At 34.2% G+C, this 14563-nt stretch carries 14 protein-coding genes; 13 read left to right on the forward strand and 1 reads right to left on the reverse strand.

All coding sequences use genetic code 11. The annotated features are described in order from the left end of the window. Positions 1 to 26: 26 nt before the first annotated feature. From CGC52_RS00385 to fbaA, 9 genes are all read left to right on the forward strand, one after another. On the forward strand, positions 27 to 668 hold the full coding sequence (locus CGC52_RS00385) for a rhomboid family intramembrane serine protease (RefSeq protein WP_095893113.1): 642 nt from the start codon (positions 27 to 29) through the stop codon (positions 666 to 668). 107 nt (positions 669 to 775) lie between these two features. Continuing rightward, complete coding sequence (locus CGC52_RS00390; RefSeq protein WP_232751822.1) at positions 776 to 1399, forward strand: SIMPL domain-containing protein; 624 nt, start codon at positions 776 to 778, stop codon at positions 1397 to 1399. Between the two features lie 168 nt (positions 1400 to 1567). Beyond that, positions 1568 to 2659, forward strand: a complete 1092-nt coding sequence (ychF, locus tag CGC52_RS00395) for a redox-regulated ATPase YchF (protein ID WP_095893115.1) — start codon at positions 1568 to 1570, stop codon at positions 2657 to 2659. 265 nt (positions 2660 to 2924) lie between these two features. Next, the gene (locus CGC52_RS00400) at positions 2925 to 4019 is read left to right on the forward strand and encodes a Nif3-like dinuclear metal center hexameric protein (protein WP_095893116.1); all 1095 of its coding nucleotides are present in this window, start codon (positions 2925 to 2927) and stop codon (positions 4017 to 4019) included. A 6-nt stretch (positions 4020 to 4025) separates the two neighbouring features. Next, positions 4026 to 4811 (forward strand): zinc ribbon domain-containing protein, encoded by a 786-nt coding sequence (locus tag CGC52_RS00405; RefSeq protein WP_042009469.1) that lies wholly within the window; start codon positions 4026 to 4028, stop codon positions 4809 to 4811. 471 nt (positions 4812 to 5282) lie between these two features. Then, entirely contained in the window at positions 5283 to 6836 is a 1554-nt protein-coding gene (locus tag CGC52_RS00410; RefSeq protein WP_042009467.1) for a flotillin family protein, read from the forward strand. Between the two features lie 240 nt (positions 6837 to 7076). Continuing rightward, entirely contained in the window at positions 7077 to 8228 is a 1152-nt protein-coding gene (locus CGC52_RS00415; protein WP_042009485.1) for a tetratricopeptide repeat protein, read from the forward strand. Between the two features lie 136 nt (positions 8229 to 8364). After that, a complete protein-coding gene (locus CGC52_RS00420; protein ID WP_095893117.1) occupies positions 8365 to 9360 on the forward strand; it encodes a C40 family peptidase in 996 nt (331 codons plus the stop codon). 128 nt (positions 9361 to 9488) lie between these two features. Continuing rightward, a complete protein-coding gene (gene fbaA, locus CGC52_RS00425; protein WP_042009466.1) occupies positions 9489 to 10556 on the forward strand; it encodes a class II fructose-bisphosphate aldolase in 1068 nt (355 codons plus the stop codon). A gap of 84 nt (positions 10557 to 10640) precedes the next feature. Here the strand turns inward: fbaA and CGC52_RS00430 are convergent, their stop codons facing one another. Next, positions 10641 to 11486, reverse strand: a complete 846-nt coding sequence (locus CGC52_RS00430) for a hypothetical protein (RefSeq protein WP_042009465.1) — start codon at positions 11484 to 11486, stop codon at positions 10641 to 10643. Positions 11487 to 11864: 378 nt separating this feature from the next. On the opposite strand from CGC52_RS00430, the gene bshA reads away from it, so the two are divergent. The 4 genes from bshA (at position 11865) to CGC52_RS00450 (ending at position 14506) form a co-directional block, all read left to right on the forward strand. Continuing rightward, entirely contained in the window at positions 11865 to 12998 is a 1134-nt protein-coding gene (gene bshA, locus CGC52_RS00435; protein ID WP_042009464.1) for an N-acetyl-alpha-D-glucosaminyl L-malate synthase BshA, read from the forward strand. A 65-nt stretch (positions 12999 to 13063) separates the two neighbouring features. Continuing rightward, positions 13064 to 13324 carry a hypothetical protein gene (locus CGC52_RS00440; RefSeq protein WP_095893118.1) on the forward strand — a complete coding sequence of 87 codons (261 nt, stop codon included), beginning with the start codon at positions 13064 to 13066 and terminating at the stop codon, positions 13322 to 13324. Then, positions 13308 to 14000 (forward strand): nicotinamide riboside transporter PnuC, encoded by a 693-nt coding sequence (gene pnuC, locus CGC52_RS00445; RefSeq protein ID WP_095893119.1) that lies wholly within the window; start codon positions 13308 to 13310, stop codon positions 13998 to 14000. The genes CGC52_RS00440 and pnuC overlap by 17 nt, the downstream gene beginning before the upstream one ends. Then, complete coding sequence (locus CGC52_RS00450) at positions 13946 to 14506, forward strand: AAA family ATPase (protein WP_095893120.1); 561 nt, start codon at positions 13946 to 13948, stop codon at positions 14504 to 14506. The genes pnuC and CGC52_RS00450 overlap by 55 nt, the downstream gene beginning before the upstream one ends. Positions 14507 to 14563 lie beyond the last annotated feature (57 nt).

The raw sequence follows: 14563 nt of genomic DNA on the forward strand, positions 1-14563 counted from the left end.
ATTTGACCGAAAAAATCAAAATCAATATGCGAGATTTACATTTAATCACTCTTATTATCATAGGAGCAAACGCCCTCTTCTCAATGCAAGGGTTTAAGAACTATACTTTTTTTGAAAAATACAAATTCAATGTCCGTGATGTTCAACGAGGAGAATATGTTCGGATGTTTTCCAGTGGATTCCTACATGCCGATTGGCAACATTTGATTTTCAATATGCTAACACTTTTTTTCTTTGCCAATGTAGTTATTTACAATGTGGGAGTATTGTCATTTGTGATAACATATCTTCTCGCGCTACTCTTGGGTAATATTTTTGCCTTATATTTTCATAAAAATGAACCTTATTACTCTGCCGTTGGTGCCAGTGGAGCGGTTACGGGAATTTTGTATGCCTCCATCTTGTTTGCTCCCAATATGTTGATTTTTGTATTTTTCATCCCAATGCCTGCCTATATTTTTGGAATTGGGTATTTGCTTTATTCCATCTATGGTATGAAAACAAGGTCAGGAAACATCGGTCATTCGGCTCATTTTGGAGGCGCTGTTGGTGGATTACTTTATGCATTAATACTCAAACCTCATTTGATTACAACTCAACCTCTATTGATTATAGGTATGTTAGTACCTATCGTCTTATTGTTTGTGTTTAGAAAACGATTGATGTAGCAAATACAATCCGTATCAAAATAGAATATTTCTTACGTGAAACAAATAATTTGAAACATACAAATATGAAATCATTTTTGCTAATATTATTTTTTATTCCTTTGACTATGATAGCACAATCTGTTCCAAGCGTAACCGTTGTGGGTGAAGGTGTTGTGACTGTATCTCCTGATATTGTATACATATCTTTAAACGTTGAAAATGAAGGAGATAATGTAAAACATCTAAAAAAAGTAAACGAAGAAGCCGTAGCCAAAGTTCTACACACTTTAGCCGATGAATTACCCAAATCTAACTTCCAAACTAGTCATGTATCCTTGAGAAAACATTATAATTATGAGAAACATATAAATAAATATTACATCTCCCAAGGCATAAATATTAAATTGGAAGATATTTCTAAGTACGAATGGTTGATGGAATGTTTATTTGAAGCAGGAGTTAATGAAATAAACAGCGTAACGTTTGATGTTAAAGATAGAGAAAAATTCATACGTGAAGCACAATCATTAGCAATTTACAATGCACGTCAAAAAGCGTTATTTTATGCCGTTAGTTTAGAACAAAACATTGGTAAAGCGTTGTTTATAAGCGAATTGAATTCTAATGCACCGCGTTTTGAAAACGTTGCTATGTTTGCAAAAAACGATGTTATCAACAGTACAATAGCTGTTGGTGTGATTGAAATTAGAGCTAATGTCAATATTTCATTTGAATTACTGAAAGAGTAATTTTTTTGTCTTTTATATTCCCTTGATTCACACGTATATAAAATGTTAAAATTTTATTGTTTTGTTGTACCATATTTTTTATTACTTTTGCAAACTTGAAAAAAAGCGTTTAGTAGCAGTGTATAGAAACATTAACTATTCACTTACCCCTAATTAAATATAACACAGATGAAAGCAGGAATTGTAGGATTACCAAATGTAGGCAAATCCACCTTATTTAATTGTTTATCAAATGCAAAAGCACAGAGTGCAAATTTTCCATTTTGCACCATCGAACCTAACTTAGGTGTGGTGAATGTTCCCGACCCACGTTTGCAGAAATTGGAAGAACTCGTAAATCCTGAGCGTGTGCAACCCGCTACAGTTGAAATTGTAGATATTGCAGGGTTAGTGAAAGGAGCTAGTAAGGGCGAGGGCTTAGGAAATCAGTTTTTAGGAAATATTCGTGAGTGTAATGCTATCATTCACGTGTTGCGTTGCTTTGAGAACGACAACATCGTTCACGTAGATGGAAGTGTAAATCCAATCCGCGATAAAGGCACCATTGATGTAGAGCTACAACTCAAAGATTTAGAAACTGTAGAAAAACGCCTTGATAAAGTAAACCGAGCTGCTAAAGCTGGTGACAAAAAAGCTGCCAAAGAACAAGAATTGTTAAATCGTATCAAAACAACATTAGAATCTGGAAATTCAGCTCGTGCTGTACAGGTATCTGATGATGAACGAGAACTGATGGATTCGTTTCAGCTTTTGACTGCCAAACCAATACTATACGTATGTAATGTAGATGAAGCCTCTGCTAAATCTGGAAATGCATATGTGGAACAGGTTCGTGATGCTATTAAAAACGAAAATGCAGAAGTAATCGTATTAGCAGTGGCTACTGAAGCTGATATCACAGAGCTAGAAAGTTATGAAGAGCGTCAAATGTTTTTGGAAGATTTAGGATTGGACGAACCAGGAGCGTCAAAACTTATCCGTGCAGCATACAAATTACTAAATTTACAAACCTATTTCACGGCAGGAGTGAAAGAAGTAAGAGCGTGGACTATCCATAAAGGGGATACTGCTCCACAGGCAGCGGGTGTGATTCACTCTGATTTTGAACGCGGATTTATTCGTGCTGAAGTAATTGCCTACGATGATTTTATACATTATGGAAGCGAAAGTAAGGTCAAAGAAGCAGGAAAAATGCGTGTAGAAGGGAAGGAATACATCGTTAAAGATGGAGACATAATGCATTTCCGTTTCAACGTATAGTTACTCATACTAAGGTGTTTGACTTCTGATAGTACAGAACTTCTCCTAAGTTTCTATGTGACAATTTATAAATTTATGAAAGACATTGTTTCTCACCTTTAAAACTTCGCCTTTATACAATGTGTGAAATTTTTAAACATGTCTAAAAACTGTCCGAAAAGTCAGATTTTATCAGTCTTTTATAACATAATAAAAATAAGTTGGTAAAATCTGATTTATATTCAGTATTAATTTTTTGGACAGTCCTATTATCTATATAAAAATTATGAAAGTAAAGCATATCATCCAACGGTTGGAACAGTTAGCCCCTCTTGACTATGCCGAAAATTTTGACAATGTCGGATTATTGGTAGGGGATGCTGAAATGAATGTTACAGGAGTTTTGATAACCTTAGATACTACCGAAGAGGTTGTTGATGAAGCTATTAGCAGAGAATGTAACTTTATAGTTAGCTTTCATCCAATCATTTTTAATGGGCTAAAAAGTTTGACAGGAAAAACGTATGTTGAACGTGTGGTCATCAAAGCTATTCAACATAATATTGCTATTTATAGTATGCATACAGCTTTGGATAATACTCTTTTTGGAGTAAATGAAGCTATTTGTGAAGCTTTAGGACTACGAAACACTCGTATATTGATTCCACAGAAGCATACAATACGTAAATTAATAACATATGTTCCTAAAAATCAATCCGATATCGTGCGAGAAGCTTTATTTGACGCAGGTGCTGGAAATATTGGAAATTACAGCCATTGTAGTTTCAATTTAGAAGGAAAAGGTACGTTTCAAGGCAATGATTCCTCAAACCCGACTGTTGGAGAGCGAAATATACTACACAAAGAAGATGAAACCCAAATTGGGGTTATCTTCCCAAAACATCTACAAAGCAAGGTACTAAATGCTTTGCGTGAAAGCCATCCGTACGAGGAAATTGCCTATGAAGTATATGTATTGGAAAATGCTCATCAACATATTGGATTGGGAGTTGTTGGCGAGTTTTCAAAACCGATGACCGAAAACGATTTTCTTTACCACTTAAAAGATAAAATGCAAACAAGTTGTGTACGCTATAGCGAACTAACGGGCAAAATGATTCAAAAAGTAGCCGTTTTAGGAGGTAGCGGAGCGTTTGCCATCGATGCTGCAAAAGCTGCAAAAGTTGATGCTTTTGTAAGTGCCGATTTCAAATATCACGATTTCTTCAAAGCAGAAAAACAACTATTACTGGCCGATATAGGACATTTTGAAAGTGAACAATACACAAAATTACTTTTATTTGATTATCTTACAAAAAAAATTCCTAACTTTGCCATTATTTTATCCAAGATAAACACAAATCCCATCAAGTATTACTAAATAGATATGACAAAAAAAGCCGAGATTACAGTAGAAGAAAAACTAAGAATGTTGTATGATTTACAACTAATCGACTCACAAATTGATGAGTTACAGAACGTTCGTGGACAACTTCCGTTAGAAGTTTCTGATTTAGAAGACGAAGTGGAGGGTCTCAAAAGTCGCTTAGTAAAATTCAAAGAAGAGTTAGAGCAATTACAATCGGGCATTACCCAAAAGAAAAATGTAATTGAAGAGGCTAAAATTTTGATAAAAAAATATGTTGCTCAACAGAAAAACGTACGCAACAACCGTGAATACAACTCAATCACAAAAGAAATTGAATATCAAGAATTAGAAATTCAATTAGCCGAAAAACGCATCAAAGAGTTCAAGGCTCAAGTGGATTTGAAAAAAGAAAGTATCAAACAAATCGAGAACAAAAAATCAGAACGAGAAACTCACCTGAAACATAAAAAAGAAGAATTAAATTCCATTTTAGCTGAAACAGAGAAAGAAGAGGCTATTCTACGTGAAAAAGCAGTTGAATTTGCGGAACAAATTGAAGAACGTCTACTAAAAGCGTACCAACGCATTAGAGGTAGCGTTGTGAACCGCTTGGCTGTAGTTCCTGTGGAGCGTGGAGCTTCGGGAGGTTCATTTTTTACGATTCCTCCGCAGGTACAGGTTGAGATAGCTACTCGTAAAAAAATCATCACCGATGAACACAGCGGACGAATTTTAGTAGATGCAGCTCTCGCTGAAGAGGAAAAAGAAAAAATGAATGCTCTATTCGAAAGTATTAAACAATAAATAATTGATTTTCCAAAAGTTATCTCACATTCAAAACATTTTTCACTATAGAATAACTGATAATAAATAGTTTATGAGGTAAGGGCTTGAAAATAGCCCTTACTAAGCAAATTAAAAGAAGGCTTAGAAGAATCGGACCCATGAAGATTTTTCAATTTAAAATATCAAAAGTATTTGATTTTCGGCTTTCGACTTTTCGTTTTCGCAATAAAATATGAGATTATGTAAGAATGTGATATTTTTTGATGTCATTCAAGATTTAATAATCTCTTTTTTAGAGATTATTATTATTTATGGCGAATTTCTTAAAGCTAAAAGGAGATACTGAAAAATAATATTTTAAAATTTATAGTAAAGAATTCTCCCACGGCTGAAATCAATAATAAATATTGAATTTGCTATAATAAAGTAATGATAATACAAAAATGGAAGTCATAAAATCGTAATAATGAATAATAAAACTATACCATTATGGAAACATTAACTCCCATTACGCTGATTGTAATTTTTGCAATTGTCATTTTCGTGACAATTTCGTCATTAGTGGCACGTTACAAACGTTGTCCGTCTGATAAAATTCTCGTGATTTATGGAAAAACAGGAGGTAGTTCAGCCAAGTGTATCCACGGAGGAGGAGCTTTCGTTTGGCCTGTAATTCAAGACTTTGCGTATTTAGACTTACGTCCACTTTCCATCGAAGCGAATTTAACGAACGCTCTTTCACGTCAGAATATTCGCGTGGATGTACCTTGTCGTTTTACGATTGCAATCTCAACTGAAACCGAAAATATGAATGCTGCTGCGGAACGTTTGTTAGGATTGTTGCCTGAGCAAATTCAAGAGTTAGCAAAAGATATTTTATTTGGTCAGTTGCGTTTGGTAATTGCTACCATGACTATCGAAGAAATCAATTCAGACCGTGATAAATTCTTAGATAATATTTCTAAAAATATTGATAGTGAGCTTAAAAAGATAGGTTTGAAGCTCATAAACGTAAACGTTACGGACATCAAAGATGAGTCGGGATATATTGAAGCATTAGGGAAAGAAGCTGCTGCAAAAGCCATCAACGAGGCAAAAATTAGTGTTGCTGAACAAGAAAAAATAGGGGAAACAGGAAAAGCAATCGCTGATCGAGAAAAAGACACTCAAATTGCTGAAACCCACAGAGATAGAGACGTAAGAATCGCTATCACCCAAAAAGATAAAGAAATCAGCATTGCAGAGGCCAAAAAAGATGAATCAATTGGTATTGCCGAGGCTGAAAAGTTTGAATCAATAGGTAGAGCTGAAGCTCAAAGAGATAGTCGTATTAAAATTTCAGAAGCAAATGCGGTAGCCATAAAAGGGGAAAATGAAGCTAAAATAGCCATTGCAAACTCAGAAGCGTTGCGACGTGAAAAAGAAGCTGAATCGTTACGTATTGCAATTACTGCAGAGAAAGTGCAACAAGCAAAAGCTTTAGAGGAAGCATATGTAGCAGAACAAAAAGCAGAGTTAGCCCGTTCGGAAAGAGAACGCTCAACGCAAATTGCAAATATCATCGTTCCAACGGAAATTGCTAAACAACAAGCTATTATAGAAGCTCAAGCTGAAGCTGAACGTATTCGTGAGAAAGCTAAAGGGGAAGCCGATGCGATTTATGCTAAAATGGAAGCCGAAGCTAAAGGTTTGTTCGAAATTTTAACCAAACAAGCTGAAGGATATAGAGATGTGGTTGGAGCTGCTGGTGGTGATCCTACAAAAGCTTTCCAATTACTATTAATTGAAAAACTTCCTGAATTGGTTAAAACACAAGTGGAAGCGGTTAAAAATATCAAAATTGATAAAATTACCGTTTGGGATTCAGGTAATAACGAAAATGGAGCTAATTCAACAGCTAATTTCGTATCAGGGATGATGAAAACTGTTCCTCCTTTAAATGACTTGTTCAATATGGCAGGGTTGAATCTACCTACTTATTTGAAAGGTGAAAATCCTGAAGATGCAAAGCCAATCGGAGGTAACGAAACGAAAGAAAAATAATAATCCGGAATTTTAAATTCTTAGTAAACACGAGGTGCTTAGAAAGTTAGAGCAAAAATCCAACTTTTTAAGCACCTCTTTTTGAATTTAATGTTAGTAAATCACAAGATGTATTATTATTAACTCTTGGTTGTATATTCTCGCTGTAAACTTCTGTTAATAAATAATTCTCTAAAAAATTGACTATTCAGACTAACTTTCTTACCTTTACCCATAAAATTTAAAATAAAGCAGTATTTTATGCATCATTTCTCAGAAGAAGAAAACTATTCTGTATCGAAATTCGAGTCAATGTTGAAAAAAAATCATATTTCTTTCTTTGATGTTGATGAATTTGAAGAAATTGTAGAATATTATTTAGAATTAGGTAAGATGACTAAGGCAAAACATGCTTTGCAAATTGGTCGAAATCAACACCCGTCAGCAAGTTCGTTAAAACTCTTTGAGATTGAAGTAATGATTTTTGAAGATAATTTGCAACAAGCATCTCATTTACTTGCCGAACTCGAAGCAGTAGAACCTTATAATTCAGAGGTTTATGTGCAGAAAGCGAATCTTTATTCCAAACTTAATGACCATGAAAAAGCTATTGAACTCTTGAAATTCGCCTTGCCTCTGACAGATGATTTGGTGGATATTTATGCTTTAATAGCTATGGAATACTTATTCATTGAAAATTATGAAAAGGCCAAAAAATACTTTAGAAAATGTTTAACGGAGGATATTGAAGATTATATGTCATTGCAGCAACTGCTATTCTGCTATGATATCTTGGAAGAAAATGATGAAGCAATTTCTTTTTTAAATGCCTACTTAGACAGAAATCCATATTGTGAAGTAGCTTGGCATTATCTTGGAAAGCAACATCTTATCAAAGAAAATTTTACGGAAGCCTTAAATTGCTTCAATTTTGCTATCGCAAGTGATGACACTTTTACAGGAGCATATTTCGAAAAAGCTAAGGTATTGGAAAAAATACAAAACTACACCCAAGCTATTGAAAATTACAAAATTACACTTACCTTGGATGATGCTTCGCCTTTGACATACTTGCACATAGGTCGTTGCTATGAAAAGATGAATGATTGTTCAATGGCAGAACGCTATTATCTGAAAGCCGTTCACGAAGATCCTCAATTGAGTAAGGCATGGGTTACGTTATCAGATTTTTACTATAAACAGAAAAATTATGAAAAGGCTCTAAAATATATCAACAAAGCGCTACTGATTGAGGATGATAATTTTCATTATTGGAGGCGTATGGGTGAAATATGCGTAATTTTAAATGACTCAAAATCATCGGAATATGCTTTTAAACAAGCAATTCATTACGGAGATAATTCAATGAGTACGTTTGCTCATCTGACGAATTTATTACAGTCAAAAAAGTAAAAAATAACTACGAAGAGGCTATATAAAACATTAAATTTTCTATACTATGTCCTTTTTAGGGAATACGATGCCTATCTATTTTTTGAAAATGTAGGTTTTAACCAGTAATTTTGACAATTATCCGAAACAACTGAAAATGAATAAACAAATAATACTATTCTGCATGATATGTGCTATAAAATTTAGTTTTCTTACGGCACAAAATTCTTCAGAAAACTGCGAACCTATTGAAGGGAAAACATGGGGTGTAGTCTATAATTCTGTAGGGAAAATACATGCTGAAAGTAATCATCGTAGCGAAATAGTTACTGAAGTGCTATTAGGAATGCCAGTAATGGTTTTGAATAGAGATAAAGGTTGGCGAAAAATCAAAACCTCTGAGGGGTATGTAGGTTGGATTTCAGAATCTATTGTTGAAATGACGCACTCGGAACTAAAAGAATATAATCAAAAGAGGAAAATTATCGTTACCAGTCTCTACACCCATTCTTATAAAGAAAATTCATTGAAATCGGCTATTATTTCAGATTTAGTGATGGGAAATATATTAGAAGTGAAAGGTCGTAAAGGAAATTTTTTCAAAGTAATATATCCTGATGGAAGAGAAGCATACATCAAAAAGAATGATGCTGTGCATTTTGATAAATGGCTGAATAATATAAAGTTAACAGAACAAAGCATTGCGTCATTAGCTCAACAAATGGCGGGTATTCCGTATGTTTGGGGAGGTACTTCTTCCAAAGGATTGGACTGTAGTGGATTTACCAAATTGATTTACTTTATGCATGGGGTAATCCTTTTACGAGATTCATCACAACAAGTAAAAACAGGAAAATTGGTCGATGAAAAGGGTGATTTTTCTAAACTTCAAGTGGGTGATTTGGTATTTTTCGGAACAAAAGCCGATGAGTCACAACCTCAAGAGCGTGTAACTCACGTAGGAATATATCTCGGAAACGGTAGATTCATACATGCTTCGGATTATGTCAAAATAGCAAGTTTTTATCCACATGACCCTTTGTACGACGCTTTTAATACCAACCGATACTTGCGTACAAAACGCATACTAGGCTCTATAAATTCCTTTGGTATTGAATACGTTAGAGAAAATGAATTTTACACAAAAAATTAGACATGTTTATTTTTATAAATCTGCTTAAAAAGGAAAATAGAATTTGTGTTTGATTATATAATCAAAAATTCATATCTTTGTTACGATTTTTGAAAACAGTACTATAATATTAATTTTTTATATAACAGATGGCACATAACATTAAACCAGGCGTAATCGTTGGAAAACAAGTACAAGAAGTTTTTCAATATGCCAAAGAAAAAGGATTTGCTTTACCAGCTGTCAATGTGGTAAACTCAAGTACAATTAACGCTGTAATGGAAACAGCAAAAGAAATGAATGCACCTGTAATCATCCAGTTTTCAAATGGAGGAGCTATTTTTATGGCAGGAAAAAGTTTGTCAAATGAAAACCAAAAAGCAGCCATTGCTGGTGCAGTTGCAGGAGCAAAACATATTCACCAATTAGCGGAAATTTACGGAGTTAGCGTTATTCTTCACACGGACCATTGTGCTAAAAAATTACTCCCTTGGATTGATGGGTTGTTGGATGCTTCTGAAAAGCACTTTGCAGAAACGGGTAAACCTTTATTCAGTTCGCATATGATTGATCTTTCGGAAGAGCCTCTGAATGAAAATATCGAAATTTGCAAAAAATACCTTGAAAGAATGAGTAAGATGGGTATGACATTGGAAATTGAATTAGGAATTACAGGTGGTGAAGAGGACGGTGTGGATAACTCGGATGTAGAATCTTCAAAACTTTATACGCAACCTGAAGAGGTAGCTTTTGCCTACGAAGAGTTATTGAAAGTAAGCCCACAGTTTACCATAGCAGCTGCTTTCGGAAATGTTCATGGAGTTTACAAACCAGGAAACGTAAAATTGACACCAAAAATTTTGAAAAACTCTCAAGAATACATCTCTAAAAATTATAACGTTCCTCACAACACAGTTGATTTCGTTTTCCACGGAGGTTCTGGTTCATCAGTAGAGGAAATTCGTGAGGCAATTTCTTACGGAGTAATTAAAATGAATATTGACACTGACTTGCAATATGCTTTTACAGAAGGAGTTAGAGACTACGTTTTAGCTAAAAAGGATTATCTAATGAGCCAAATTGGAAATCCAGAAGGTGAGGAAGTACCTAATAAAAAATATTACGATCCACGCGTATGGCTTAGAGAAGGCGAAAAAACGTTTGTAGCTCGTTTGAAAAAAGCGTTTGAGGATTTGAATAATGTAAACACCTTGTAATTTTCTGCTATAATAATTGAAGTTGTCCGAAAGTAGAATCTTTATGATTCTTATTTTTCGGACAACTTTTTTCTTTTCCGGAAACTACAATCTGAATATTCCTCCAAAAGCAATGATTGTTTCAAAGAAATAAAAGGTCTGATTAGCTTTATCGGCTATATCATAAGTTGTTCGAATATCGTACATGTTGATGTATCCTCCTTTTAACTCTCCAATAATCATAAAATGTTTAAAAAACACTAAATGTAATCCTGCTTTAGCACTTACTCCAACCCCTGCAATATGGAATTGATCATAACGCTCCTTGTTCATCAATTTGGTATTGGAACGAGGGTACAATGCTCCTATGCCAATTCCTTCGGTCAGATTTGCTTGAAAAAAATCAGTGTTGCGAATACCAAACCAACGTGAAATATCATCAACACGAGAGGCTTCAATTGTTACATAATTCAGTCCGTCTGTATGTTCAAATGTAAGAAAATCCTCTGTAAGTTGTTTATCAACATTGTTATAAACGCCGTCATGAATTGTACCTGAGTTTCTAATGTACCCATTCATTTTTACAGTTTGATCTTGTTTCATAACATACTTCATGTGGTCAACCCCTGCTGAAATGGCATAATTATTATTTATAAAGTACCCAATACGAGCATTGGTTTGAGGAATAGTCATCCGAAGTGGATTGATATAATCAATGTGCCAACCTTTTGGACGGTCAATGGCAGCTACATCCTTAATTGTAAAATCATAATTTTCTCCTTTAAATTGAATGTCAGATTTGGAATAATAACCGCGATTTCCTCCCCAAAAAATAAAAAATTTCCCTTTGTTATTTGCTGTGTATAAATCAGGGGAAGGATTTTGAGTTTGAGCCGTCCCTAAGAAGAAAGTCATTCCTCCTAAAATAAAACAAAAAATATTCTTTTTCATTGCTTAAAACTATATTAAATTGAGCGACAAAAATATCCCTTTTTTGTGTAACAAAAAAACTCATGCTCTTTTTTTCACAGCAGGATTTTTCTATAAATCTCTATCTACAGAACAACTGAATACTTCTAAGGTTGAAATTCATTTGGTTACCGAAATTTTGAATATTTTATGGAATTTAGAAATTATGAAAACATAAACTCTCGAAAGAAAGACAAGACTTCTAAACTTACATTTAATTTTTTAAATTACACTTGAAGAAACTAATAAGAAACCTAGATACTTTGCTTTTAGCCATACGGAAAAATAAAATACTAAGAAAAATTTCTGCTATATCGACATTTTTTTCTACTTTTACGCTTTGGAATAAAAACATTCAAAATGAATATAGCAATCGTATGTTACCCAACCTTTGGAGGGAGTGGGGTAGTAGCTACTGAATTGGGATTAGTATTGGCTCGTAAAGGACATCAAGTGCATTTTATAACGTACAGTTCTCCTGTGCGTTTGGATTTTTTAGAGGCAAATATTCACTTTCACGAAGTGCATGTGGAGGAGTATCCGTTGTTTCTTTATCAACCGTACGAATTAGCATTGTCAAGCAAAATGGCTTATGTAATTAAAAATTATGATATAGATATTCTACATGTACATTATGCTATTCCGCATGCTTACGCAGGATATATGGCAAAGCAGATGCTTAAAAAAGAAGGTATTGATATTCCGATGGTCACCACGCTTCATGGTACAGACATTACCTTAGTAGGAAATCATCCAAACTATAAACACGCTGTTACATTTAGTATTAATGCTTCGGATGTAGTAACTTCGGTTTCAGAAAGTTTGAAGCAAGATACATTACGACTTTTTGAGATAGAAAAAGATATAGTTGTGATTCCGAATTTTATTAGTGTAGAAAAAGAAACTAATATTATCCCGTGTAAACGCTCTATTATGGCAAAAAAAGAAGAGCGTATCATCACGCATATTAGCAACTTTCGCCCTGTGAAACGTATTTCGGACGTGGTAAATGTTTTCTATCGTATCCAGCGAAAAATACCAGCCAAACTTATCATGGTGGGAGACGGCCCTGAAAAGGAACATGCGGAGTATCAATGTAAACAACTCGGAATTAAAGACAAAGTACTTTTTTTAGGAAATACACTTGACATAGACCGTATTTTATGTATGTCCGATTTATTTTTACTTCCCTCAGAATCAGAGAGTTTTGGACTTTCAGCATTAGAAGCAATGGTATCGGGCGTACCTGTAATTTCCTCCAATGCAGGTGGGTTACATGAGGTGAATGAAAACGGTTTTTCAGGATTCTTAAGTCCAATTGGTGATGTCGATGATATGAGTAAAAACGCTATTTATATTTTGGAAGATGAAGAACGCTTACAACGGTTTAAACAACAAGCTAAGATATCAGCCTCTCGTTTCGATGAACGAAAAATTATACCTATCTATGAAGAATTATACGAGAAAACTATACGAAGCCGAGAGTCTCAGTAAGTGAAAAAATATTTAACAATCAGAAAGATTTATAATATAACAAAGTCATAAACAGAAGAGAAAAAATGAAAATATCAGTAGAACTAACATTCAGTCCACTACAGAACGATTTTGAACTACCAATAATTCATTTTATCAAGAAACTACGAGCTTCAGGATTAACAATACTTGAAAATCCGCTAAGTACACAAGTTTATGGAGACTATGATCAGGTGATGAGGGTACTTATGGTAGAAATTAAAGAAGCGATGGAACTCGTAGATATAGGACTGATGTATATGAAAATAGTTAAGACCGACAGACATGACTATGAACCTCATTTTTGATTGGTTTTTTTCTCAGTATAAAGGTATTGATACCCATTTGATTGCATTAGAGATTATTGGGGTAATTTTTGGATTTCTCAGCGTGTGGTTTGCCAAAAGAGGAAATATTTGGGTATATCCTACTGGGATTATTAGCACATTGATATTCACGTACTTACTTGCTGTTTTTACTCTATGGGGAGATATGCTTATCAATTTTTACTATACCATAATGAGTATTTACGGATGGATACTGTGGACAAAAAGCAGTAAAGATCACATTCATGTGGATGTTTCTAAAACTACTCGGTATGATGTACTTGTTTGTTCTCTGTTAGCTCTATTCAGTTTCGTACTAGTCACAACGGTGTATTACCTAAAACCCTATATCCAAAATGGATTTTCAACAAAAAATATTGTCATGGGTTTTCAGTATTTTAGTTGGGTAGAGTGCGTAGATATTTTTACTACGGCGATATTTTTAGTAGGAATGTGGCTCATGGCGAAACGCAAGTTAGAAAACTGGATTTTTTGGATAATTGGCGATGTAATTTCTGTTCCTGTTTACGCATATAAAGGGCTGTTTTTCACTTCGTTTCAGTATTTATTATTCACAGTAATAGCTATTTTTGGATACATTGAATGGAAAAAAAACTTAAACAAACAGCAACGAACATCTGTCGAGTTACATTCGTAGGGCCTGAATCAACGGGGAAAACAACTATCAGTCAGGCTTTGGCTCAAAAGTACCAAACGGAATGGGTACCTGAGTTTATGCGTACATATTTACAACAAAAATGGGACGAAAAACGAGAAGGTTGTGATTGGGAGGATTTACTTCCTATTGCAAAAGGACAGATGGTTATGGAAAATGAATTGATCAAAAAAGCAAACGAATTTATTTTTTGTGATACTAACTTGTTTGAGTTGATGACCTATTCCTATATTTATTACGGAAAATGTGATCCTTTAATTGAGAAGTATGCCATTGATAATCAATATGATTTCATTTTTCTAACCTATATTGATGTTCCTTGGTTGCCCGATGATTTACGTGACAAACCCAACGAAAGGGAATATATGTTTCAGCAATTCAAACAAATGCTCAACCAACATAAAAAATCGTATATACTTTTAGAAGGAAACCACGAGCAACGGATGAAAAAAGTAATTGATACTATCGATAACTATTCTTGTTTGTAATTTCCGAAAGCATTACTTCTTGTAAGCTGAATCTAGGAATAGAACCTAAGAGCCTTA

The sequence above is a fragment of the Capnocytophaga sp. H2931 genome, assembly GCF_002302535.1.
GTDB lineage: Bacteria > Bacteroidota > Bacteroidia > Flavobacteriales > Flavobacteriaceae > Capnocytophaga > Capnocytophaga canis.

Bases quoted from the DNA above. Each gene is read 5' to 3' on its own strand.
- CGC52_RS00385 (WP_095893113.1), top strand. From the start codon at position 27: ATGCGAGATTTACATTTAATCACTCTTATTATCATAGGAGCAAACGCC.
- CGC52_RS00390 (WP_232751822.1), top strand. From the start codon at position 776: ATGATAGCACAATCTGTTCCAAGCGTAACCGTTGTGGGTGAAGGTGTT.
- ychF (WP_095893115.1), top strand. From the start codon at position 1,568: ATGAAAGCAGGAATTGTAGGATTACCAAATGTAGGCAAATCCACCTTA.
- CGC52_RS00400 (WP_095893116.1), top strand. From the start codon at position 2,925: ATGAAAGTAAAGCATATCATCCAACGGTTGGAACAGTTAGCCCCTCTT.
- CGC52_RS00405 (WP_042009469.1), top strand. From the start codon at position 4,026: ATGACAAAAAAAGCCGAGATTACAGTAGAAGAAAAACTAAGAATGTTG.
- CGC52_RS00410 (WP_042009467.1), top strand. From the start codon at position 5,283: ATGGAAACATTAACTCCCATTACGCTGATTGTAATTTTTGCAATTGTC.
- CGC52_RS00415 (WP_042009485.1), top strand. From the start codon at position 7,077: ATGCATCATTTCTCAGAAGAAGAAAACTATTCTGTATCGAAATTCGAG.
- CGC52_RS00420 (WP_095893117.1), top strand. From the start codon at position 8,365: ATGAATAAACAAATAATACTATTCTGCATGATATGTGCTATAAAATTT.
- fbaA (WP_042009466.1), top strand. From the start codon at position 9,489: ATGGCACATAACATTAAACCAGGCGTAATCGTTGGAAAACAAGTACAA.
- CGC52_RS00430 (WP_042009465.1), bottom strand. From the start codon at position 11,486: ATGAAAAAGAATATTTTTTGTTTTATTTTAGGAGGAATGACTTTCTTC.
- bshA (WP_042009464.1), top strand. From the start codon at position 11,865: ATGAATATAGCAATCGTATGTTACCCAACCTTTGGAGGGAGTGGGGTA.
- CGC52_RS00440 (WP_095893118.1), top strand. From the start codon at position 13,064: ATGAAAATATCAGTAGAACTAACATTCAGTCCACTACAGAACGATTTT.
- pnuC (WP_095893119.1), top strand. From the start codon at position 13,308: ATGAACCTCATTTTTGATTGGTTTTTTTCTCAGTATAAAGGTATTGAT.
- CGC52_RS00450 (WP_095893120.1), top strand. From the start codon at position 13,946: ATGGAAAAAAAACTTAAACAAACAGCAACGAACATCTGTCGAGTTACA.